Source organism: Streptomyces sp. WM6386 (genome assembly GCF_000972385.1).
In the GTDB taxonomy this organism is placed as follows: Bacteria; Actinomycetota; Actinomycetes; order Streptomycetales; family Streptomycetaceae; genus Streptomyces.
The window spans coordinates 145,544-167,366 of record NZ_JXTE01000005.1 but is presented as its reverse complement, the minus strand read 5'-3'; the positions used below and the strand labels follow the sequence as shown (position 1 = coordinate 167,366).

The window sequence follows — 21,823 nt, the reverse complement described above, 5'->3', positions numbered from 1 at the left end:
CCGTCCGCGCGCCCCCCGTAGCCGCTTGCCAGCCCCTTTACGAGGGCATTACTGTCACCACGCCTTGGTGAACGGGAAATCCGGTGTGATACCGGTGCGGCCCTCGCCACTGTGATCGGGAAGTCCTGCTCCGGCCCTGACGGGCAGCCACTGGGTCCTCGGACCCGGGAAGGCGGAGCAAGGGCGGTGGGACCCGTGAGCCAGGAGACCGGCCAAGGCGCGTCAACCATCCACGAGGTGCTGGAGAGGGTCTGCTGAGCCATGCACATAGCCGAGGGTTTTCTGCCCCCTGCGCACGCGGTCGCCTGGGGCGTCGCGTGCGCACCGTTCGTCGTCCACGGAGTCCGGTCACTCACCCGTGAGGTCAGGGAGCACCCCGAGAGCACGCTGCTGCTCGGCGCCTCCGGCGCCTTCACCTTCGTCCTGTCCGCGCTGAAGCTGCCCTCGGTGACGGGCAGTTGCTCACATCCCACCGGCACCGGCCTGGGCGCCATCCTGTTCCGCCCGCCGGTCATGGCCGTACTGGGCACCATCACCCTGCTCTTCCAGGCACTGCTGCTCGCCCACGGCGGGCTGACGACACTGGGCGCCAACGTGTTCTCGATGGCGATCGCCGGACCCTGGGCCGGCTACGCCGTCTACCGGCTGCTACGGCGCTACGACGTGCCGCTCATGGGCGCGGTGTTCTTCGGCGCGTTCGTCGCCGACCTGTCCACCTACTGCGTCACCAGCGTGCAGCTGGCGCTCGCCTTCCCGGACCCGAGCAGCGGATTCCTGGGCGCGCTCGGCAAGTTCGGCTCCATCTTCGCCGTCACCCAGATCCCACTCGCGGTGAGCGAGGGACTCCTCACGGTGTTCGTCATGCGACTGCTGGTGCAGTCCAGCAAGGGCGAACTGACGCGGCTCGGAGTACTGCTGACCGGTACGAAGAAGAACGAGCCCGAGCCCGAGACCGGCACCGAGGCGGTGGCCCGATGAGCCGTAACGCGAAGATCAACGCTCTGCTGCTGTTCGTCGTGGCGGCGCTCGCCGTGCTGCCGCCGGCCCTCGGGCTCGGCGACCACAAGGAGGAGCCGTTCACGGGCGCCGACGCCGAGGCCGAGACCGCGATCACCGAGATCGAGCCGGACTACGAGCCCTGGTTCTCACCCCTGTACGAACCGCCGTCCGGCGAGATCGAGTCGGCCCTGTTCGCCCTCCAGGCGGCACTCGGCGCGGGCGTCCTCGCCTACTACTTCGGTCTGCACCGGGGGCGCCGCCAGGGTGAGGCGCGGGCCCTGGCCCAGCCGGACGCCCGGGACACCCAGGACGAGCCCACCGCCGAACGGGCCTGACCCCGCGTGCTGCCGATCGACGCGGCGGCGCACAGCAGCCGCTGGCGCCACCGCCATCCCGTGGACAAGGCCGTGCTCGGACTGGGCCTCACGATCCTGGCGATCTCACTGCCGCCCTGGCCCGGCGCGGCGCTGGTGCTGGTGACGGCCCTCGCCGTACTGCTCGGACCGGCGGGTGTGCCCGGCCGACGGCTGTGGCGTGCCTACCGGGTGCCGCTGGGCTTCTGCGTGACCGGTGCGCTCCCGCTGCTCGTCCAGGTCGGTGGACCACAGGGGTTCGTGACGCCGGCGGACGGCGGTGCGATGCGTGCCGGGGAACTGCTGCTGCGTACGTCGGCGGCCTCCCTCGGGGTCCTGCTGTTCGCCTTCACCACGCCCATGTCCGACCTGCTGCCGCGCCTGGTGAAGGCCGGCGTGCCCGCACCCGTCGTGGACGTCGCGCTGGTGACGTACCGCATGAGCTTCCTGCTCCTGGACTCCGTGCGCCGCATCCGGGAGGCCCAGGCCGCGCGGCTCGGGCACACCAGCCGGGCCGCGGAGTGGCGCTCGCTCGCCGGGCTCGGCGCGACCGCGTTCGTACGGGCCTTCAGCCGGGCGGCGCGGCTCCAGGACGGACTCGCCGGGCGCGGTTACGACGGGACCCTGCGCGTTCTGGTGCCCGAGGCCCGCGTCTCCGCGCGCTTCACGGCCGCCAGTGTCGCGCTGCTCGTGACCGTGGCCGCCCTCACCCTCGTACTGGAAAGGCCGCTGTCATGAGCGACTCCGCTCTGGTCGCCCTGCGGGGCGCCTCGTTCGCGTACGAGGACGGCCCGACCGTGCTCGACGGCCTCGACTTCCGGATACGCGAGGGGCGCGCGCTCGCCCTGCTGGGCCGCAACGGCAGCGGCAAGACCACGCTGATGCGGCTGCTCAGCGGCGGACTGAGGCCGCGCGCGGGCGAGTTGACCGTGGAGGGACAGCCCGTCCGCCACGACCGCAAGGGCCTGACCCGGCTGCGGACGACCGTCCAGCTGGTGGTCCAGGACCCGGACGACCAGCTGTTCGCCGCGTCCGTGGCGCAGGACGTGTCCTTCGGGCCGCTGAATCTCGGCCTGCCCGACACGGAGGTACGGGCCCGGGTCGACGAGGCGCTCGCCGCCCTGGACATCACGGCCCTGGCCGACCGTCCCACCCATCTCCTGTCGTACGGCCAGCGCAAGAGGACCGCGATCGCCGGTGCCGTCGCCATGCGACCCCGCGTCCTGATCCTCGACGAGCCGACCGCCGGGCTCGACCCCGACGGCCAGGAGCGGCTGCTCACCACCCTCGACGAGCTGCGCGCGTCCGGCACCACGGTGGTGATGGCCACCCATGACGTCGACCTCGCCCTGCGCTGGGCCGACGACGCGGCCCTCCTCACCCCCTCCGGCGCGCACACCGGACCCGCCGCCTCGATGCTGGCCCGCACGGAACTGCGGCGGCAGGCGGGACTGCGGCTCCCCTGGGGCATCGCGGCCGCCCGACTGCTGCGGGACCAAGGGCTGCTGGCCGACGACGCCCCGGGGCCGCGCACCCCGGACGAACTGGCCGCGCTGGTTCGAGACGCCGCGGCCCGGTGACATACGTGACCTGCCCTGCCGACGGGATTCCGCCGGCAGGGCAGGCGCCTCACGCGCCCCGGGATCCGGCGGACCGCGTCCGCACGACGGCGAAGGCAGCCGCGGCCAGCCCGAGCACGCCCACGATCAACCCGGCGATGCCGAGCCCCCGTGCGGTCGAGTCGCTGCTGTCGGCTGTGGCCTCCTGGGACTTCGCCGTGGTGGTCACGGTGGTGCCGCCGTCCTCCGCGCCCTTGGCGGTGAGCTTCACGACCGGGGCCGGGTTCTCCGGCTCCTCGTCGCCCTGCGCGGCCTTCTCGATCCAGCGGACGGTCTTGCCGTCGGAGTAGGTCTGCAGGGCCTTGAAGGCCAGCTGGCCGGTGTCGTCGGGCAGCTGGCCGAAGGCGACGTCGAAGTCCTCGTACTGCCCGGCTGCGACCTTCCCTCCGGTCCAGGTGATCTCGGAGACGGCGTCCGTGATGGTGCCGTCGTCCGTCTTGACCGGCGTCTTGAGCTTGGTGTCGGTGACCTTCGCGGTCCAGCCGTCCCGCGGCGCGACGAGCACGCCGAGGAGGGGGTGGTCGGTGGGCAGGAAGATCTGGACCTTGGTGGTGGAGGCGTTGTCCTCCTCGTTGGGGACGCGGAAGGTCAGGGTGCCGTCGGTGGCGCCCCTGGTGTAGCTCTCCGGGTGGACGGTGACATGCGCGGAGGCGGCGCCGGCGGCGGTGAGGACTCCGACCGCGGCGAGGGCGGTGACGGCGCCGACGCGGCGCAGGGTGGTGGACATGGCTGAGTGGGTCTCCGTACTGCGGAAGGGATGTCGGGGTTCAGACGGCGTACGACATCCCGGCGGGCGGCCCGCGCCGACGAACGGCGTAGCGCAGCCACGCCTGCCGCGGCGACCACGTCCGGTCGCCGACCCGCCGCACGGGCTCCGGTCCGCTCGGCACGCCCCGGAAGCCACGGACCGTCCGCCACCAGGCGACGAGCCCCGGCACGAAGGCGACCGCCCACCGCAGCAGCGACCACAGCGCGGCCTCACCGCGCCGCAGCCACCAGGTCAGCAGGAGAGCCGCCCCGACGTGGGCGGCGGTGGCGTGGGGTGCCGACGCATGGAGGTGCGGAGCCATGCGCATGCCGTGCATGACCGTCCCGGCGTGCGGCCGGGCGGCGCCGAACGCGAGGTGCAGCCCGCCCTGGGCGGCCAGCGTCCCGCCACCGATACCGGCCAGCGACCGCTCACGCCCGCCCAGCAGCAGACCGGCCACGAAGACCGCCAGGCTCCCGGCGCCCTGCACCGACACCGGCGGCGCCACCCCCGCGGCCAGCACATGTCCTGCGGTGGCCAGCAGCACACACAGCACGGCGAACACCGCCGCGCGCAGGCTCCGCACCCCCGGGGACGCACTCATGCCACCTGATGCTGCCATGCGACCGAAGCCCCTCCCACACCGCCCGTACCCGCGCGCCACCGCGGAGACCGGTCTACCGAAGGCTCGCCCCGTGTCTCACCGCGCCGCCGCCTCCGGTTCGTCCGTCGCGGACGGGTGGACGTATCTGTCCTCGCCGAACGGCGTGAACCACGAACCGAACGCGATGGGTGCGCCGTCGAGCCCGACCCCCACGGCGGACTCGTCGATCCCGTCCGTCACACCGTCGTAGAGCCACTCGTGGTCCATGTCCTCGTAGACGTTCCCGGCGAACGCGTCGAGAGCGGCCGACACCTCGTCATCGAGCAGCCCGTGCAGCTCCAGGGTCACGACGGCCTGGCTCAGGAGGAACCGCAGGGCGAGTTCCTCGGCGACACAGCTGAGCCGCTCGAAGCTCCCGTCGGTGAAGCGGGTGGTCATGGCGATCACCGTCACCAGGAAGCGGCGGGCGAAGCGGGCGTCGTACCGGAGCGCGTACCGGTCGGGCAGGCGTTCCAAGTGCCACAGGGGCCCCTCGCATTCCGCGACGGTGGCGTCCTCCTGCGTCAGGACCTGCACGTCCTCGAACAGCTCCTCCACCAGGATGTCGATCGCGTGGACCAACGCGCCGGCGGCGAGTGCGGCGCTTGCCGGCGGTACGGCGAACTCGTCATCGCCGTGCACCCTCCCGTCGCCTTCCTCACCGGGCACACCGAACACGGCCGGAGGAAAAGACCGCAGTTCAGCCGCCACCCCCAGCATCCGGCTCCGCACCGCGGCGGCTTTCGCCTCGCCGTCGTGCGCCTCCTCGGCACCTTCCGGTGGGGGACTCCCTGCGTGCCGCGCCTTGCGGGTGGCGGGATCGTCGGGCGGGGCATCGGGACCTTCGGCCGCGTCGAGGCTCTTCCTCGCCAGATCCTGGTGCAGCTCCACCTCGCATCGCTCGATCGTCCAGTCCGCCAACAGTTCGGACCGCTCCAGCAGTTCGTCCACGAGCGCCCGCACCGAGTCCTCGGCGAACTCCAGTGCCGGGGCGTCCACGATCACCTTCAGAAGCGCTCCACCGGGGTGGACGGCCACGATGGTGTCCAGCAGCTCGACGGCCACGCCGTCGGGCCCCTCGATCGCCCGGACGGAGTCGAATCCGTCCTCGACGAGCGCCACGGCTCCGGCACGCTGAAGCGGGTCCATCTCCGAAGTGCCCTCCGGGATGCAGGTGTCCACTGTCACTACGTACGTCACAGGACCGAGCCTTACAGGAAAGCACCGTTCGCGCGACGGATTGGACCTGTCCGCGAGGCGAACTCGGTCCGTGTGTCCGGCGAGGACCTCGACGCACCGTCCGTCACACCAGCCGCCTGATCTCTCCGCGCACCCGGTAGAAGCCACCCGAGGAGGAGTGCAACGCGTCCACCACATAGCGTGCGCCGGGCTGGCGTATCGCACGGGGGAACTGGACGTTCCAACTCGGCTCATAGCCCTCGGAGACCACATGCACCCGCACTCGGCCTCCGTGCTCGACGCACTCCACGACGACGCCGCTCCCCGGCGCGGGCACGGTGCTGACCGTGGCGACGGAGGCGGCGGTGGTCAGCGGTGCGTACGTCGGCAGGGCCGCCGCCAGTTTGACGTCCGCGGCGACCGGGACGGTGCCCGACTGAGCGGCGTTGATCGCGGCCTCGCTCGCGTCGATGCAGGCGAGCGAGCCGTCCGTGGAGACGATGTACAGCCTTTCGTCGTGGTACTGCATGGAGAGCGCCGAGCCACCGCCCGTGCCGAGCTTCCACAGCCGGGCGCCGTCGGCGGTGAAGCAGTAGACGGAGGAGGCGGAGTCGCCCGCGAAGACGTATCGCCCGCCGGGGGAGGTGGCGCACGAGTACACCGCGGCATCGCACTGGTAGGTGGCCTCGACCCACCCGGAGGACTTCGCGAGCCGCTGCACGACCCGCCGCCCCGTCCCGGCGTAGACCGCGTCCTCCTCCTGCCAGCCGAAGAGCACATTGCCGCTGGTCGCGGTGTGCCAGAGCTGGCCGGTGCCGTCCGCCGCGTAGGCCGTCACACCGGCGCTGTGCCCGTGGTAGACGGCACGGTCGTCGGCCCGCACCATCCACCCCTGCTGCCCGGAGGAGTTGCGCGACCACTGGAGCTCGTCCTCGTGGTCGATGACCGTCAGACCGCCGTTGCGGTCGGAGACGTTCAGCACGCCCGCGTGGATGTCCAGCCAGAAGATGTCCACCTCGGCCGCGATCTCGTAGGCGGCGAACGGCACCTTCGCCGAGAGGTCGTACACCCGGCCGTCGTCACAGCCCGCGTAGATCCAGAAGTCGTCCGCCACCAGGCACTTCACACCGTCGGGCAGGGAGTAGTGAGCCAGCACCTCACCGTCATGGCTCAGGTTGTAGACACTGCCCTGCTGGTTGCCGACCCAGCAGCGGTCCTCGTCCACATGGATCCCGAACGCCGATGCGCCCGTACGGAACCGCCACAGCACCGGTGCGGTCGCCCGCGCCGTGGACGGAGCGGACGTCACCTGACGGCGCGTCACGGCCCGGGCCGCACGCTGCCCTTGCACAGCCGGCGCGTATCCCTTCCGCACCTTCTCGGCGATCTTCTTCGCCGCCGCCGCGTTCGCCTTCTCCACCGTCGGAAACGCGGAGGTCTGACGCTGCCCGTCCACACCGATCCGCCCGTACCGCACGGAGACGGTGGTCCCCTCGACGGTCACCTCGTAGAACTTGTGGGCACCGCCGCTCTCCTGAGACAGCTCCAGATACGTCGTGCTCCCCGACTGTCGTCCCTGCGCAGCGGACACAGCACACCCCTCCCCAAAACCCCGGTCGACCGCGACGGCCGATCCCCAGTGATTCCAAAATAGAGGTCACCACTGACAACGCCGCCCGCGACCGGATCCGGGGAGGGGAGGGCTTCCAGGAGCGCGGGTCAGCGCCCCTTGGCGGCAGGCTCCAGAATCGCCACGCACTCCATGTGGTGGGTCATCGGAAACAGATCGAACACCCGCAACGACCGCACCCGGTACCCCCCGTCCCGGAAGTACCCCAGGTCCCGGGCCAGCGCGGCGGGATCGCACGCGACGTACGCGATGCGCCGCGCCCCCAGCGACGACAGGTGCTCGACCGTCTTGCGTCCCGCCCCCGCGCGCGGCGGGTCCAGGACGATCAGGTCGACCTCGGTGATCCCGGTGCGCGGGAGGACGGACTCGACCTTGCCCTGTTCGATGCGGACGCGGTCGAAGGCGGCGAGGTTGTGCCGGGCGTCCTCCACCGCGCGCTTGCCGGACTCGATGCCGAGGACGGCGCCCTTGTCGCCGATCCGGTCGGCGAGGGCGCCCGCGAAGAGGCCCACACCGCAGTACAGGTCCAGCGCCATGTCGCCCTTGCGCGGCAGCAGGCCCTGCATGACGGCCTTGACCAAGGTGTCGGCGGCCATCGGGTGGACCTGCCAGAAGCCGCCGCTGCCCACCCGGTGGGTACGCCCGTCGGCCCGCTCCCGTACGAAGGCGCGGCCGTGCACCCGGTGGATGCCGCCGTCGTGCTCCTCGACGCGCATGACGGAGACGGGCTTGTCGAGCTCCACGAGGGGAAGGCGGGCGCCCGGGCGGGGTTCCAGGATCACCATGCGGTCCTGCGAACCCGTCGCGGCGATCGCGTCCACCGACGCCATCCCGGACCAGTCACGGTCCTCGATGCCCAGCTCGCTGACGCCCGGCGCCGCGATCATGCAGTGCTCGATCGGCTCGACCTCGTGCGAGCGGTGGCGGCGGAGCCCCGCGTTGCCGTCGGCGTCCACCGCGTACTGCACCCGGGTCCGCCACTGCGGCACCTGGCCCGCCGGGAGCTTGTCGCCCTCGGCCGGCAGCACGGTGCCGTCCCAGCCGGCCTCCTCGGGCGTGAGCCCCGCGAGCCGCTGCAGCTGCTCGGCGACGACCTCGCCCTTGAGCCGGCGCTGGGCCCCCGGCTTGGCGTGCTGCCAGTCGCAGCCGCCGCAGCGGCCGGGCCCCGCGTAGGGACAGGGCGCCTCGATACGGTCCTTGGAGGCTTCCAGGACCTCGACGGCGTCCGCGCGCAGGAACCGGGCGCCCTCCTCGCCGTCGGTCACCCGGGCCACGACCCGCTCACCGGGCAGCGTGTGCCGGACGAACAGCACCTGGCCGTCGGACGTGCGGGCGATGCAGTGCCCGCCGTGCGCGACGGGGCCCACCTCGACCTCGTAGTCGACCCCCACCAGTGATTTCTTCGGTTCTGCCTGCATGGCGGGGAGACTCCACAACGATCGAGTGAGGGATGGACCACGGGTCGGGCCCACGGGGTGGGCCGACAACAACCCACCACTCTACTTCGGCGTCGACGTCTCCTTCGCCCGCTCCTCCGCCGGCCCGCGCCGCACCGCACCCGGCGCGTTCCAGTCCTGCCGCTTGCGAGCCCGCTTCTTCGCCACCTCCGACGACTGCAACTGGTACGGCACCGAGGTCACCATGACCCCCGGTGTGAACAGCAGCCGGCCCTTGAGCCGCAGCGCGCTCTGGTTGTGCAGTAGATGTTCGTACCAGTGGCCGACCACGTACTCGGGGATGATCACGGACACCGCGTCCCGCGGCGACTCCTTGCGCAGGCTCTTCACGTACTCGATGACCGGCCGCGTGATCTCGCGGTACGGCGAGTCCAGCACCTTCAGCGGTACGTCGATCCCGCGCCGCTCCCACTCCTCGCGCAGCGCCTTGGTCTCCGCCGGGTCGACGTTGACACTCAGGGCTTCCAGCGTGTCCGAGCGCATCAGCTTGGCGTACGCCAGGGCCCGCAGCGTGGGGCGGTGGATCTTCGAGATGAGGACGACGGAGTGGACGCGGGACGGTCGTACGCTGTCGTCGCTCGGGCCCTCGGGCGCCGCGATCTCCTCGGCCACCCGGTCGTAGTGCTTACGGATCGCCGACATCGTCGCGTAGAAGATCACCATGCCGAGCAGGGCGACCCAGGCGCCGTGGGTGAACTTGGTGACCAGGACGACGATCAGCACCAGGCCGGTGAAGAAGGCGCCGAAGGTGTTGATGGCACGGGAGCGGACCATGTGGCGGCGCTTGGCCGGGTCCTTCTCGGTGGCCAGATAGCGGTTCCAGTGCCGGACCATGCCGGTCTGGCTGAGCGTGAAGGAGACGAACACGCCGACGATGTAGAGCTGGATCAGACGGGTCGAGTCGGCGCCGTAGATCCACACCAGCAGTCCGGCGGCGCCGGCCAGGAGCACGATGCCGTTCGAGAACGCGAGGCGGTCGCCGCGGGTGTGCAGCTGGCGCGGGAGGTAGCGGTCCTGGGCGAGGATCGAGCCGAGCAGCGGGAAGCCGTTGTACGCCGTGTTGGCTGCGAGGAACAGCACCAGCGCGGTGGCCGCGGCCAGCACGATGAACAGGAAGCTGCCCTTGCCGAAGACGGCCTCGGCGACCTGGGAGATCACCGGGTTCTGGACGTAGTCGGAGCCGATGGCGGCGCCGTCCTTCAGCAGGTCCACGGCCGGGTTCTCGGCCATGCGGACCTTGGTCACCATGGCCAGCGCGATGATGCCGCAGAACATGGTGACGGCGAGCAGACCCATCGCCGCGAGCGTGGTGGCGGCGTTCTTCGACTTGGGCTTGCGGAAGGCCGGGACGCCGTTGGAGATCGCCTCGACGCCGGTGAGGGCGGCACACCCGGAGGAGAAGGCGCGCAGCAGGAGGAAGACCAGGGCGAAGCCCGCCAGGCCCTGGTGTTCGGCCTTGATCTCGTACGACGCCGTCGGCGCCCGCATGGTCTCGTCGAGGACCAGTCCGCGGAACGCCCCCCACGCGATCATGATGAAGACGCCCACGACGAAGACGTACGTCGGGATCGCGAACAGCGAGCCGGACTCCTTCACGCCCCGCAGGTTCATCAGCGTGAGCAGCACGATCACGGCGCTCGCGCAGAGCACCTTGTGCTCGACGACGAAGGGCACCGCGGAGCCGAGGTTCTCGATGCCGGAGGAGATCGAGACGGCGACGGTCAGGACGTAGTCGACGAGCAGGGCGCTGGCGACGGTGAGGCCGGCCTTGGGGCCGAGGTTGGTGTTGGCGACCTCGTAGTCACCGCCCCCGCTCGGGTAGGCGTGGACGTTCTGTCGGTAGGAGGCGACCACCGTGAACATCAGCACGACGACCGCTACGGCGATCCAGGGGCTGAAGTGGTAGGCCGACACACCCGCGATGGACAGGACCAATAGCACCTCGCCAGGCGCGTACGCCACGGAGGACAACGGGTCGGAGGCGAAGACGGGGAGAGCAATGCGCTTTGGCAGGAGCGTTTCGCCCAGCCGGTCACTGCGCAGTGCGCGCCCGATCAGAATCCGTTTGGGCACGTCGGTCAGTTTGGACACGACTGAACATCGTAGGCGTTCGAACGGGTGCGCAACCACCCGCCACCCCGCTTCTGCCCTCCGGGTGAAAACACGAGGCGCCTTGGCTGCGGATTCCGCAGGTGGCCGGATGCTCGTGCCTATATGACAAAAACCCGCCTGTCGCCCGGGCAGTACCTGCCTCTCGCCGCCCCCTGGAGGTCCCATGCACGCCACCGCAGAGCTGATCGGTGCCGCCGCCACCCTCGTCGGCCTCGGAATCCTGACATTGGTGAGTGTCCGCAGCATCAGCCGCCGCTGATCGTCCCGATCCCCGGGACAACCGTGCACAGGGGTGCCGCCGTCCTACCGTGCGTGTGTAGCTTGGGCGACGGTCTGAGACCCTGATGGGGCTGAGCAGTATCTCTTGACACCGGAAGGACGGTCGTGCACATCGTCATCATGGGCTGCGGCAGAGTGGGTTCCGCTCTCGCCCAGACCCTGGAGCAACAGGGGCACACGGTCGCCGTGATCGACCAGGACCCCACCGCCTTCCGACGACTGGGCTCCGGATTCGGAGGCCGGCGTGTCACCGGAGTCGGCTTCGACCAGGACACCCTGCGCGAAGCGGGCATCGAGGAGGCCGGTGCCTTCGCCGCCGTCTCCAGCGGTGACAACTCCAACATCATCGCCGCCCGGGTGGCCCGCGAGATGTTCGGTATCGAGAACGTCGCGGCCCGGATCTACGACCCCCGTCGCGCCGAGGTCTACCAGCGCCTGGGCATCCCGACGGTGGCCACGGTCCGCTGGACGGCGGATCAGATGCTGCGCCGGCTGCTGCCCTCGGGTGCCGAGCCGCTGTGGCGCGACCCCACCGGTGGCGTCCAGCTGGCCGAGGTGCACACCTCCGCCTCCTGGGTGGGCCAGCGGATCAGCCGGCTCCAGGAGGAGACGGGCGTCCGCGTGGCGTTCCTGACCCGTCTCGGCGAGGCGATCCTGCCCAGCTCGCAGACGGTGTTGCAGGAGGGCGACCTGGTGCACGTGATGATGCGCACCGACGAGGTCGACAAGGTCGAGGCGTCCTTCGCCAAGGGTCCCGAAGAGGAGGGCGGTCACTGATGAGGGTCGCCATTGCCGGTGCCGGTGCGGTGGGCCGCTCGATCGCGGGCGAACTGCTGGAGAACGGCCACGAGGTCCTGCTCATCGACAAGGCGCCGACCGCCATCTCGGTCGAGCGCGTCCCCCAGGCGGAGTGGCTGCTGGCCGACGCCTGCGAGATCACGTCCCTGGACGAGGCGGCGCTGCAGCGCTGCAACGTGGTGATCGCCGCGACGGGCGACGACAAGGTGAACCTGGTCGTCTCGCTGCTCGCGAAGACGGAGTACGGCGTTCCGCGCGTCGTCGCCCGGGTCAACAACCCGAAGAACGAGTGGCTCTTCAACGAGTCCTGGGGTGTGGACGTCGCCGTCTCCACCCCGCGTCTGATGTCGGCCCTGGTCGAGGAGGCGGTGAGCGTCGGCGATCTGGTCCGGCTGCTCCGCTTCAGCCACGGTGACGCCAACCTCGTCGAGCTGACCCTGCCCGAGGAGTCGGCCCTGGCCGGCACCCAGGTCGGCGACGTCGAGTGGCCGCAGGACACGTCCCTGGTGACGATCATCCGCGGCAACCGTGTCCTCACCCCGACCCCGGACGACTCCCTGGAGGCCGGCGACGAACTCCTCTTCGTGGCCGCCCCGGCCCGCGAGGAGCAGCTGGAGGACCTGCTGTCGGTGCGCCGCGAGGACGCGACGAGCTGACGTCGTCAGGCGCTACGACGAGGGAGGGCGCCCCGGGATTCCCGGGGCGCCCTCCCTCGTCGTAGCGGAAATCCTCGAAGCTACTCGCGCCGGTGCCGGGCGGCGCCGGTCGTCTCGCCGCGCTCCTCGGTCAGTGCCGCCTTGCGCTCTTCCTCCGCCTTCTCGGCCGCTTCCATCTCCGCGAACACGTCGATGGGCGCCGGGGCCTTCGCCAGGAAGACCCAGGTCAACCAGACGGCGAGCAGGAAGGGCGGGATCTTCAGCGCGACCAGCACCCAGCCCAGCTGTGCCGTGTCGGCCCACCAGTACAGCGGGAAGAGGATGGCGCACTTGGCGAGCAGGATCGCGCCCCACGCGTAACTGGCCTTGGCGTACGCCTTCTTGCGGCCCGGGTTGCGGGTGCGCCAGGAGAGGTTCTCCTTGAAGACCGGGCCGAGGATGAGGCCGATCAGCGGGACCCCGCACAGGGTGGTGATGATGTACGCCAGCGCCAGGCCCAGCGTGTACAGCATGCCGGGCAGGTAGAAGTCCTTCGCATTGCCGGTCATCATCGCGAAGACGACACCGAAGGCGACGCCGAAGACACCGCTGAAGGCGTGCTTGACGGTGTCCTTCGTCACCAGGCGGACCACGACCAGGACCACCGACACCGCGAGCGCGGCGATCGCGGACATGTGGAGGTCCTTGTTGATCGTGTAGATCGTGACGAAGAGGAGGCCGGGCAGCACCGTCTCCACCATGCCCCGCAGGCCTCCGAAGGCCTCGAACAGCGCGGCCTCGGTCACCGCCCGGGCGTCGTGCTGCTCAGTGTCTTCGGTCGGCTTGTCGAGCGACGTCACCGGCTACTCCCTACCGAGGGGTCTCAGTTCGTATTTCGGGTTGAACAGCACCCGGCGGCCCCGGCTCATCGAGATCCGGCCCGATGCGATCAGCTTGCGCCCCGGTTCGATTCCCACGATGGAGCGCCTGCCGAGCCACACCACGTCCAGTGCGGCGGAGCCGTCGAACAGCTCGGCCTCCAGCGCGGGGACACCGGCTCTCGGGCGCAGCGTGACCGTGCGCAAGGTACCAGTAACGGTCACGATCTGCCGGTCGTGGCAGTCACCGATCTTGATGCAGCCTGCGGTCTCGGCGTCCTCCCGCAGCTCCTCCGACTCCAGGTCCTCCTGGGACGAGGAGAGCCTGTCGAGCATGCGCCGGAACCGGCCCACCGGCTTTTCGGAACGCGGAACAGCACTCATATGTGAAGCGTACCGGGGTGCACTGACACGTTCGTACCCGCGGTACTAGCCCTCGAACCGATAGCCCATACCAGGCTCCGTAACGAAGTGCCTGGGATGCGAGGGGTCCGCCTCCAGCTTCCTGCGCAGTTGTGCCATGTAGACCCGCAGGTAGTTCGTCTCGGTTCCGTACGAGGGTCCCCACACCTCCTGCAGCAGCTGTTTCTGGCTGACCAGACGACCGGTGTTGCGCACCAGCACCTCCAGCAGATGCCACTCCGTGGGGGTCAGGCGTACGTCCTTGCCGGCCCGGTTGACCTTCTTCGCGGCGAGGTCGACGGTGAACTCCTCGGTCTCCACCGTCGTCACGTCGTCCTCGCCCGGTCCGACCGGCTCGGCCCGCCGGACCGCCGCCCGCAGCCGGGCCAGCAGCTCGTCCATGCCGAAGGGTTTGGTGACGTAGTCGTCGGCGCCCGCGTCGAGGGCCTCGACCTTCTCGTCGGAGGAGTGCCGGGCGGACAGCACCAGGATCGGCACCCGGGTCCAGCCGCGCAGGCCCCGGATCACCTCGACGCCGTCCATGTCGGGCAGGCCCAGGTCGAGGACGACCACGTCGGGGTGGCGGGCGGCGGCCAGTTCGAGGGCGGTGGCGCCGTCGTGGGCCGCGTCGACCTCGTACTTGCGGGCCTTGAGGTTGATCACGAGGGCGCGCACGATCTGCGGCTCGTCTTCGATCACGAGCACCCGGGTCATGTGACCTGCCTTTCGGGTTGTACGAGCAGTTGTGGCTCAGGCTGCGATCCTGCCGCCCTGAGCGTGAGGACCATGGTCAGGCCGCCGCCCGGCGTGTCCTCGGCGTTCAGCGTGCCGCTCATCGCCTCGGCGAAGCCACGGGCCACCGCGAGGCCCAGCCCGACCCCGGCGCCGCGCGGGGCGTCGCCGTAGCGCTGGAAGGGCGCGAAGATGCGCTCCTTGGCCTCCTCGGGGACGCCGGGGCCGCGGTCGACCACCCGGACCTCGACCCGGTCGGCGATGGCGCTGGCGGACACCAGGACGGCCTCGCCGGTCGGGCTGTACTTGACGGCGTTCTCGACGAGGTTGGCCACGGACCGCTCCAGCAGCCCCGGGTCCACGGCGACCATGGGCAGCGTCTCGGGAATGTCCAGCTCCACGCTGTCCTCGGGCACCCCGCCCAGCGCCATGGGAACGACCTCGTCGAGGTCGATCTCCCGGATCAGCGGGGTGACGGTGCCGGTCTGGAGCCGGGACATGTCGAGCAGGTTCCCGACGAGGTGGTCGAGCCGGTCGGCCCCTTCCTCGATGCCCTCCAGCAGCTCCGCCTGGTCCTCCTCGGACCACGCCACGTCATCGGACCGCAGGGAGGACACCGCCGCCTTGATCCCGGCCAGCGGTGTCCGCAGATCATGGCTCACGGCGGCCAGCAGCGCCGTCCGGATCCGGTTGCCCTCCGCCAGCGTGCGGGCCTGGTCGGCCTCCTCCTGGAGCCGTCGCCGATCCAGCGCGACGGCCGCCTGCGCGGCGAAGGCGGCCAGCACCCGGCGGTCCTCCGCGGGCAGCACCCGTCCGGTGAGCGTGAGGGCCATGTGGTCGCCGACCGGTACGTCCACGTCAGCGTCCTCCGGCCGCTCCACCGGGCGCCCGAGCCCGGCCCGGCCCGCGCAGGTCCACGGTTCGACATCGCTCACGCGCTCCAGCAGGGCCGCCGACTCCATGGCGAAGGTCTCCCTGACCCGCTCCAGCAGCTCCTCGAGACTGGTCTCGCCGCGCAGCACGTTGCCCGCGAGGAAGGAGAGGATCTCCGACTCGGCCCGCAGCCGCGCCGCCTGGTGGGTACGCCGGGCCGCGAGGTCGACCACGGAGGAGACCGAGACACCGACGCCGACGAAGATCGCGATGGCGACGATGTTCTTGGGGTCGGCGATGGTCCAGTGGTGCAGGGGCGGTGTGTAGAAGTAGTTCAGCAGCAGGGAGCCGACCGCGGCCGAGGCCAGCGCGGGCGCCACTCCGCCGAGCAGGGCCGCCGCGACCGTCACGGTCAGGAACAGCAGCATGTCGTTGGCCAGGCCGAGGTCGACGGTGTTGAGCAGCACGGCCAGGACCGGCGGGCCGACCACCCCGACCGCCCAGCCCCAGATGATCCGGGCCCGCCCGAGCCGCGCGCCCCGGGCGACGGGCAGTCCGCGTCCCTTGGCGACCTCGTCGTGGGTGACGATGTGGACGTCCAGGTCGGGTCCGGACTCGCGGGCGACCGTGGCGCCGACGCCGGGGCCGAAGACGTACTGCCAGGTCTTGCGGCGAGAGGACCCGAGGATGATCTGGGTGGCGTTGGCGCCGCGTGCGAAGTCGAGCAGCGCCGCGGGTATGTCGTCGCCGACGACGTGGTGGAAGGTGCCGCCGAGGTCCTCGACGAGGGTGCGCTGGACGGCGAGTTCCTTGGGCGAGGCGGCGGTGAGTCCGTCGCTGCGGGCTATGTACACGGCCAGTACTTCCCCGCCGGCGCCCTTCTCCGCCAGTCGCGCGGCGCGCCGGATCAGCGTCCGCCCCTCCGGACCGCCGGTCAGCCCGACCACGATCCGCTCGCGCGAACCCCAGATCTTCGACACCTGATGCTCACTGCGGTACTGCTTGAGGTACTCGTCGACCCGGTCCGCCACCCACAGCAGCGCCAGCTCCCGCAACGCGGTGAGGTTCCCGGGCCGGAAGTAGTTCGACAGCGCCGCGTCGACCTTGTCGGACCGGTAGATGTTGCCGTGCGCCATCCGCCTGCGCAGTGCCTGCGGCGACATGTCGACAAGCTCGATCTGATCCGCCCGGCGCACCACCTCGTCCGGCACGGTCTCGCGCTGCCGTACCCCGGTGATCGACTCGACGACGTCCCCCAGCGACTCCAGATGCTGGATGTTGACGGTCGACACCACGTCGATCCCGGCCGCGAGCAGCTCCTCCACGTCCTGCCACCGCTTGGCGTTGCGGGAGCCGGGGACATTGGTGTGGGCGAGTTCGTCCACCAGGGCGACGGCGGGGGCGCGATGCAGTACGGCGTCCACGTCCATCTCGGTGAAGGCGCTCCCCCGGTACGCGAGCTCCCGGCGCGGGATCTGCTCCAGACCGTGCAGCATCACCTCGGTGCGGGGCCGGCCGTGGTGCTCGACGAACGCCACCACGCAGTCGGTGCCCCGCTCGATCCTGCGGTGCCCCTCGGACAGCATCGCGTACGTCTTGCCGACGCCCGGTGCCGCACCGAGGTAGATCCGAAGCCTGCCGCGTCCCATGGGTCCCATTGTCTTCCGGTCACTACTGCCTACGCAGCGTCGACCTTACGACCAGCAATCGCGGCAAAGGGGACACAGGGGCGCCGCCGGAGTCGTCTTTGACGCAACCCTGACGGCACACCCGCGACGACTGGACCTCCACGGTCGCCCCGTCGGAAGGGCCTAGACCTCGACGATCTCCCCGTCGCCCAGCTCCAGCACCCGGTCGGCGAGATCCAGCAGGGTCGCGTCGTGCGTGGCGACCAGTGCGGTGACGTTCTCGCTGCGTACGACGGCCCGCAGCAGCTCCATCACGGCGTGCCCGGTCTCCGCGTCGAGCTGGCCGGTCGGTTCGTCGGCGATCAGGAGCGAGGGGCTGTTGGCGAGGGCGCGGGCGATGGCGACGCGCTGTTGCTGGCCGCCGGAGAGCTCGGTGGGCCGCTGTGCCGCGTGGTCGGCGAGGCCCACCAGGGACAGCAGCAGCTCGACGCGCTCCTCACGCGCGCGTGCCTCGGCGCGGCGCAGCCGCATCGGGACGCCGACGTTCTCGGCGGCGGTGAGGATCGGGATGAGCCCGAAGGACTGGAAGACGAAGCCGATGCTGTCGCGGCGCAGGGCGAGCAGCCCGTCCTCGTCGAGCCCGGCGAGGTCGCGGCCGTCGACCTCGACGCGCCCCTCGTCCGGGGTGTCGAGTCCGCCGACGATGTTGAGGAGCGTGGTCTTGCCGGACCCCGACCGTCCCTTCAGGGCGACGAGTTCACCGCGCGGCACCTCCAGGGAGACCCCGCGCAGGGCGTGGACGACGCCGGCTCCACGCCCGAAGGACTTGTGGACGTTCTCGACCCGCACCATGGTCTCGGTGACCACCTGGCTCATCTGCCGCTCCCCCGTGAAGCCTTCGACCGGGCGCCAGTATCCCCACCGGACGCCCGGCCGATCAACGGTTTCAGCTCAGGTTGTCCCCGTGGGTGAGTGTCTCCCAGGCCACGAAGAGGTTGTTGCTGCCGGCCGGGCGGTTCCGTTCGGTCAGCGCCTGCGTGTTGGTCATGGCCATGCCAATCCGATTGTGCAGGGCGTTGTAGCCGACCTCGGTGACCGGCCCGAGTCCCAGATGCAGCGACCCACCGCACAGCCGGCTCGGCACGGCCGTACCCAACTCGTACGTGGCCTGGAACCCGAGCGCCTGCCGCAGCCGCTCGCCCACGTCGGTGCCGTACAGGTCCTGCCCCTGGATGCGGCTGGTCTCGGCGACGTGCGAGATCGCGGAGATGCCGTACCCGGTGTGCGTGAGGTCGCGGCAGGTCTCCTGGGTGAGGCCGGTGACGAAGGTGGACTGCCCCTGCCAGTACTTGACGACCTTGTCCCGGGTGTCGAGGTTCTGGCTCGGCACGGTCTTCGGCAGATCGCCGTCGGAGGCGAGGTAGACGTAGGCGGCGGCGCGGGTGCGGAACTTCGCCATGGCCTTGTCGTACGACGTCCTGTCCTCAAGGAAGACGGAGATGCCGACGGCGGCCTCCATCATCGACAGCTCCCAATTGCCGTTGGAGTTGGAGCCGTTGATGATCTCCGGGAGGTAGACGTCGCGGAGCATGGTCGCGAAGCGCCCGGAGCCCGCCCAGCCGCCCGTGTACGTGTGCTTGATGATCTCGGCCGCCTTAGGCCAGGAGGAGCCGGCCCAGCCGGTCTGGAGGGGCGCGTTGCTGTTGGTGTGGTCCGTGATGACCGCCGACCAGGCGTCCATCAGCTGGATCGACTTCTTCGCGTAGCGCTCGTCACGGGTGATGTACCAGGCGAGCGCCTGCGTGTACGCGGCTATGGCGTCCTCGCGCTCGTCGGTGCAGCCGTAGTTGGGGTTCGAGTACGAGCCGCACTCGACGACCGCGCGGGGCTTGGGCGTGCGGTTCAGATCGGCGTACCTGCTCGCCATCATCTGGTCGTAGGCGCCCTTCCAGGGCTGGGCGCCGGCGGTGACCTTGGCTCGGGCGAAGTCCAACTGCCCCTTGGAGACGGTGACTCCGGGATGGGCGAAGGTGGTGGGAGCGGCGTCGGCGGGCCAGGCGAGGGCACCGGCGACGAGCGCGGCGACGGCGGCGAGGAGAGCGGTTCTGCGCATACGTGGGAGGCCTTCCGTTCTCGTATATGAACGTGAAGCGCCTTTATGAACAGACGCGTTGGCCGGAGACGGTAGGTACAGACCAATGCGCCGTCAAGACTGCGCGCATGCACAAGGGCCGCATCCTCAATGGGATGCGGCCCTTGTAGCGCCCCAAAGGGGCGCGGGGAACTGCGCGACAAGCCACGACGGACCCGCAGGCGACTGACCGCCCTCGCGGCTCCCGCGAAGCGCCTAGCGGACCTCGGTGATCTCCGGGCCGCGCTGGAGCTGGCCCATGCCGCCGGAGAAGCGGGAGCCCTCCTGTTCCTGCTGCTGGACGCCCTCGGGGACCATCTGCGCGTCGTTCGGCAGCTTGAGGACGATCGGGTCGCGAGGGGCCATCGGGCCCTCGCCGCGGACCACGACCGTGTCCCGGAAGATCTGCTCGAGAAGACCCGCGGCCTGCGGCTGCACCGCACCCTGGCCCGAGATCACACCGCGCAGGAACCAGCGCGGACCGTCCACACCGACGAACCGCACGACCTGGAAACCACCCGTGCCGTCCGGCAGCTGCACCGGCACCTGGGCCCGCAGCTCCCAGCCCAGCGGACCCTCGACCTCGTCGACGATGCCGCCCTGCTGGGTGATGCCGGTGGCGATCTCCTCGCGCACCTCGCCCCAGATGCCCTCGCGCTTGGGAGCGGCGAAGGCCTGCAGCTGGACGGCGCTGTCGCGCAGCACGACGGTCGCCGCGACGATCGCGTCACCCGCGACCTCGACCCGCAGCTCCATGCCGTCGACGCCGGGCACGAAGAGACCGCCCAGGTCCACGCGGCCCTCGCCGGGCTCGCGCACCTCGGTGTCGTCCCAGGGCCCGTCGGGCCGCGGCTCGGGCTCGAGCCTCACGCGCTCACGCGCGCCGTCCTCGTCGTCCGCCTCAGTGTCGACGCTGTCGACGACCTGCTCGGCCTCGCCGGCCGCGTCCTCGGCGGCACCCTTCTTGTTGCGACGTCCGAACACGTCACTGTCCTTCCCGGTCGGATACGACCGAAGCGTATCGATTCCCACCCGTTGTGCCGCCGTCGGCGGCCTGATCGCTTGTGCTGCTTGCCCCGGCCACCGCGGCATGGCCTCCGGTGGACCCGAAGCCCCCTTCGGCCCGCGCCGAGTCGGGAAGTACCGCGACCTCCTGGAAGCGGACCCGTTCGACCTGCTGGACGACCAGTTGGGCGATCCGGTCGAAGCGCTCGAACCGCACCACCTCGCGCGGGTCGAGATTCACCACGATCACCTTGATCTCCCCACGGTACCCGGCATCAACCGTCCCTGGGGCATTCACGAGAGCGACACCGCAGCGGGCGGCGAGACCGGATCGGGGGTGCACGAAGGCCGCGTACCCCTCCGGGAGCGCGACAGACACCCCGGTGGGCAGCACGGCCCGCTCGCCCGGCTTCAGTTCACGGCTCTCGGTGGTGCGCAGATCGGCTCCCGCGTCGCCGGGGTGCGCGTACGACGGAAGCGGTACGTCGGGGTCGACGCGCCGGATCAGCACGCTCAGGGGTTCACGGCTCACGGGTTCACCTCGAAGGCACGGGCACGCCGGACCTGGTCCGGGTCGTCCATGGCGGCCCGGATCTCCTCCGGGCGGCCGTTGTCGATGAAGTGGTCGACCTTCACCTCGATGAAGAGCGCCTCGGCACGGACCGCGACGGGCCCGTCGGGGCCGCCGATCCGTCCGGTGGCGGTCGAGTAGATCTTCCGTCCCGCGACGGCCGTCACCTCGGCCTCCAGATACAGCACCGTGTCCACCGGGACGGGCCGCGCGAAGTCGGTCTCCAGCCGTCCGGTCACCGCGATCGTCCGCAGCAGCCAGTTCAGCGAGCCGAGGGTCTCGTCGAGGGCGGTCGCGAGCACGCCGCCGTGCGCGAGGCCCGGTGCGCCCTGGTGGGCGGGCCGCACAGTGAACTCGGCGGTGACCGAGACCCCTTCGCCGGCCCGGGCCTCCAGGTGCAGTCCGTGGGCCTGCTCGCCGCCGCAGCCGAAGCACTGGCCATAGTGCGCACCGAGGAGCTCGCCGGGTGCGGGCGCGTCGGGGTGACGCACCGGCTGCACGGCGTCGGCGGGAGGCTGAAGAGCTGCGGAACTACCACTCACAGCCGCAGACCTTACCCGCCCGCCCGTCTCCCACCGCCACCCTGCCTGACAGCGCTTCGCGCCGGCTCCCCCTGATAGCGGCCTGGTTCTCACACCGTGCCAAGCTTGGCTTCATGCAGCTTTCCGTCGCCCCCTACGAAGAACGCCTCACCGCCCCCCGCTCGTGGTGGCTCATCTCGTTCCTGGTGGGGGTCTCCTTCGCTCTGATCCTGCTGCCGTTCGGCACGCTGCCGCTGCTCGGCGGCCTGGTCGGCGGCACCGCGGTCGCGGCCGTCACCGCCAGCTCGTACGGCTCGCTCCGCATCCGTGTGGCGGCTGGCTCACTGATCGCCGGCGAGGCGAAGATCCCGGTCACGGCGCTTGGTGCGGCGGAGGTACTGGACGCGGAGGAGGCGCGCGCCTGGCGCACGTACAAGGCCGACACCCGCGCCTTCCTGCTGCTGCGCGCCTACATCCCGACGGCGCTGCGCGTGGAGGTCACGGACCCCGAGGACCCGACGCCGTATCTGTATCTGTCGACGCGGGAGCCGGAGCGGCTGGCGGAGGCGATCAAGCAGGCGCGGGACGCCGCCTAGAACGTTCGCGCGAGGTTTCACTCCGCGCGGACCC

22 protein-coding genes and 1 riboswitch are annotated in these 21,823 nt (G+C 70.7%); of the genes, 7 read left to right on the top strand and 15 right to left on the bottom strand.

The annotated features are described in order from the left end of the window. The first annotated feature begins 48 nt into the window (after positions 1-48). A riboswitch (cobalamin riboswitch) is annotated at positions 49-232 on the top strand. Positions 233-261: 29 nt separating this feature from the next. Genes TN53_RS05000 through TN53_RS04985 form a run of 4 tightly spaced genes read left to right on the top strand, consistent with a single transcriptional unit; the run spans position 262 to position 2,932 of the window. After that, a complete protein-coding gene (locus tag TN53_RS05000) occupies positions 262-978 on the top strand; it encodes an energy-coupling factor ABC transporter permease (protein WP_046257115.1) in 717 nt (238 codons plus the stop codon). After that, positions 975-1,334, top strand: a complete 360-nt coding sequence (locus tag TN53_RS04995) for an energy-coupling factor ABC transporter substrate-binding protein (protein WP_046257114.1) — start codon at positions 975-977, stop codon at positions 1,332-1,334. Before TN53_RS05000 ends, TN53_RS04995 begins: the two co-directional genes overlap by 4 nt. Before the next feature lie 6 nt (positions 1,335-1,340). Beyond that, positions 1,341-2,090, top strand: a complete 750-nt coding sequence (gene cbiQ / locus TN53_RS04990) for a cobalt ECF transporter T component CbiQ (RefSeq protein ID WP_046257113.1) — start codon at positions 1,341-1,343, stop codon at positions 2,088-2,090. Further along, positions 2,087-2,932, top strand: coding sequence for an energy-coupling factor ABC transporter ATP-binding protein (locus TN53_RS04985; RefSeq protein WP_046257112.1), 846 nt, complete (start codon positions 2,087-2,089; stop codon positions 2,930-2,932). Before cbiQ ends, TN53_RS04985 begins: the two co-directional genes overlap by 4 nt. A 49-nt stretch (positions 2,933-2,981) precedes the next feature. Here TN53_RS04985 and TN53_RS04980 read toward each other — a convergent pair whose 3' ends face one another. The 6 genes from TN53_RS04980 to TN53_RS04955 all read right to left on the bottom strand — a co-directional run bounded on the left by TN53_RS04980 (position 2,982) and on the right by TN53_RS04955 (position 10,719). Next, a complete protein-coding gene (locus TN53_RS04980) occupies positions 2,982-3,698 on the bottom strand; it encodes a YcnI family protein (protein ID WP_046257111.1) in 717 nt (238 codons plus the stop codon). 40 nt (positions 3,699-3,738) lie between these two features. Beyond that, positions 3,739-4,323: a hypothetical protein gene (locus TN53_RS04975; RefSeq protein WP_046257110.1), complete on the bottom strand. Its 585-nt coding sequence runs from the start codon at positions 4,321-4,323 to the stop codon at positions 3,739-3,741. Positions 4,324-4,419: 96 nt separating this feature from the next. Beyond that, a complete protein-coding gene (locus TN53_RS04970; protein ID WP_046257109.1) occupies positions 4,420-5,562 on the bottom strand; it encodes a hypothetical protein in 1,143 nt (380 codons plus the stop codon). Between the two features lie 103 nt (positions 5,563-5,665). After that, positions 5,666-7,132 carry a WGR domain-containing protein gene (locus tag TN53_RS04965; RefSeq protein WP_046257108.1) on the bottom strand — a complete coding sequence of 489 codons (1,467 nt, stop codon included), beginning with the start codon at positions 7,130-7,132 and terminating at the stop codon, positions 5,666-5,668. Between the two features lie 128 nt (positions 7,133-7,260). Next, positions 7,261-8,589 (bottom strand): class I SAM-dependent RNA methyltransferase, encoded by a 1,329-nt coding sequence (locus TN53_RS04960; RefSeq protein WP_046257107.1) that lies wholly within the window; start codon positions 8,587-8,589, stop codon positions 7,261-7,263. Between the two features lie 81 nt (positions 8,590-8,670). Next, the gene (locus TN53_RS04955; RefSeq protein WP_046257106.1) at positions 8,671-10,719 is read right to left on the bottom strand and encodes an APC family permease; all 2,049 of its coding nucleotides are present in this window, start codon (positions 10,717-10,719) and stop codon (positions 8,671-8,673) included. A 405-nt stretch (positions 10,720-11,124) separates the two neighbouring features. Here TN53_RS04955 and TN53_RS04950 point away from each other — a divergent pair, with 405 nt between their 5' ends. Beyond that, positions 11,125-11,796, top strand: coding sequence for a potassium channel family protein (locus tag TN53_RS04950; protein ID WP_046257105.1), 672 nt, complete (start codon positions 11,125-11,127; stop codon positions 11,794-11,796). Beyond that, positions 11,796-12,473, top strand: a complete 678-nt coding sequence (locus TN53_RS04945; RefSeq protein WP_046257104.1) for a potassium channel family protein — start codon at positions 11,796-11,798, stop codon at positions 12,471-12,473. The genes TN53_RS04950 and TN53_RS04945 overlap by 1 nt, the downstream gene beginning before the upstream one ends. An 80-nt stretch (positions 12,474-12,553) precedes the next feature. On the opposite strand, the gene TN53_RS04940 is transcribed toward TN53_RS04945, so the two are convergent. The 9 genes from TN53_RS04940 to TN53_RS04900 all read right to left on the bottom strand — a co-directional run bounded on the left by TN53_RS04940 (position 12,554) and on the right by TN53_RS04900 (position 21,214). Beyond that, positions 12,554-13,312, bottom strand: a complete 759-nt coding sequence (locus tag TN53_RS04940) for a DUF3159 domain-containing protein (protein WP_046257103.1) — start codon at positions 13,310-13,312, stop codon at positions 12,554-12,556. 3 nt (positions 13,313-13,315) lie between these two features. After that, positions 13,316-13,714 carry an OB-fold nucleic acid binding domain-containing protein gene (locus TN53_RS04935; protein ID WP_046257102.1) on the bottom strand — a complete coding sequence of 133 codons (399 nt, stop codon included), beginning with the start codon at positions 13,712-13,714 and terminating at the stop codon, positions 13,316-13,318. A 45-nt stretch (positions 13,715-13,759) separates the two neighbouring features. After that, positions 13,760-14,446, bottom strand: coding sequence for a response regulator (locus tag TN53_RS04930; protein ID WP_046257101.1), 687 nt, complete (start codon positions 14,444-14,446; stop codon positions 13,760-13,762). Further along, positions 14,443-16,986: a sensor histidine kinase gene (locus TN53_RS04925; RefSeq protein ID WP_046257100.1), complete on the bottom strand. Its 2,544-nt coding sequence runs from the start codon at positions 16,984-16,986 to the stop codon at positions 14,443-14,445. The genes TN53_RS04930 and TN53_RS04925 overlap by 4 nt, the downstream gene beginning before the upstream one ends. A 162-nt stretch (positions 16,987-17,148) precedes the next feature. Continuing rightward, complete coding sequence (locus TN53_RS04920) at positions 17,149-17,841, bottom strand: ABC transporter ATP-binding protein (protein ID WP_046257099.1); 693 nt, start codon at positions 17,839-17,841, stop codon at positions 17,149-17,151. 70 nt (positions 17,842-17,911) lie between these two features. Next, on the bottom strand, positions 17,912-19,078 hold the full coding sequence (locus TN53_RS04915; protein WP_046257098.1) for an alginate lyase family protein: 1,167 nt from the start codon (positions 19,076-19,078) through the stop codon (positions 17,912-17,914). Between the two features lie 234 nt (positions 19,079-19,312). Beyond that, positions 19,313-20,080 carry a DUF3710 domain-containing protein gene (locus TN53_RS04910; RefSeq protein WP_046257097.1) on the bottom strand — a complete coding sequence of 256 codons (768 nt, stop codon included), beginning with the start codon at positions 20,078-20,080 and terminating at the stop codon, positions 19,313-19,315. A 1-nt stretch (position 20,081) separates the two neighbouring features. Then, on the bottom strand, positions 20,082-20,633 hold the full coding sequence (gene dut, locus TN53_RS04905) for a dUTP diphosphatase (RefSeq protein ID WP_046257096.1): 552 nt from the start codon (positions 20,631-20,633) through the stop codon (positions 20,082-20,084). Next, positions 20,630-21,214 carry a PaaI family thioesterase gene (locus tag TN53_RS04900; protein ID WP_046257095.1) on the bottom strand — a complete coding sequence of 195 codons (585 nt, stop codon included), beginning with the start codon at positions 21,212-21,214 and terminating at the stop codon, positions 20,630-20,632. Before TN53_RS04900 ends, dut begins: the two co-directional genes overlap by 4 nt. Positions 21,215-21,327: 113 nt before the next feature. Here TN53_RS04900 and TN53_RS04895 point away from each other — a divergent pair, with 113 nt between their 5' ends. Further along, on the top strand, positions 21,328-21,789 hold the full coding sequence (locus TN53_RS04895; RefSeq protein WP_046257094.1) for a DUF3093 domain-containing protein: 462 nt from the start codon (positions 21,328-21,330) through the stop codon (positions 21,787-21,789). Positions 21,790-21,823 lie beyond the last annotated feature (34 nt).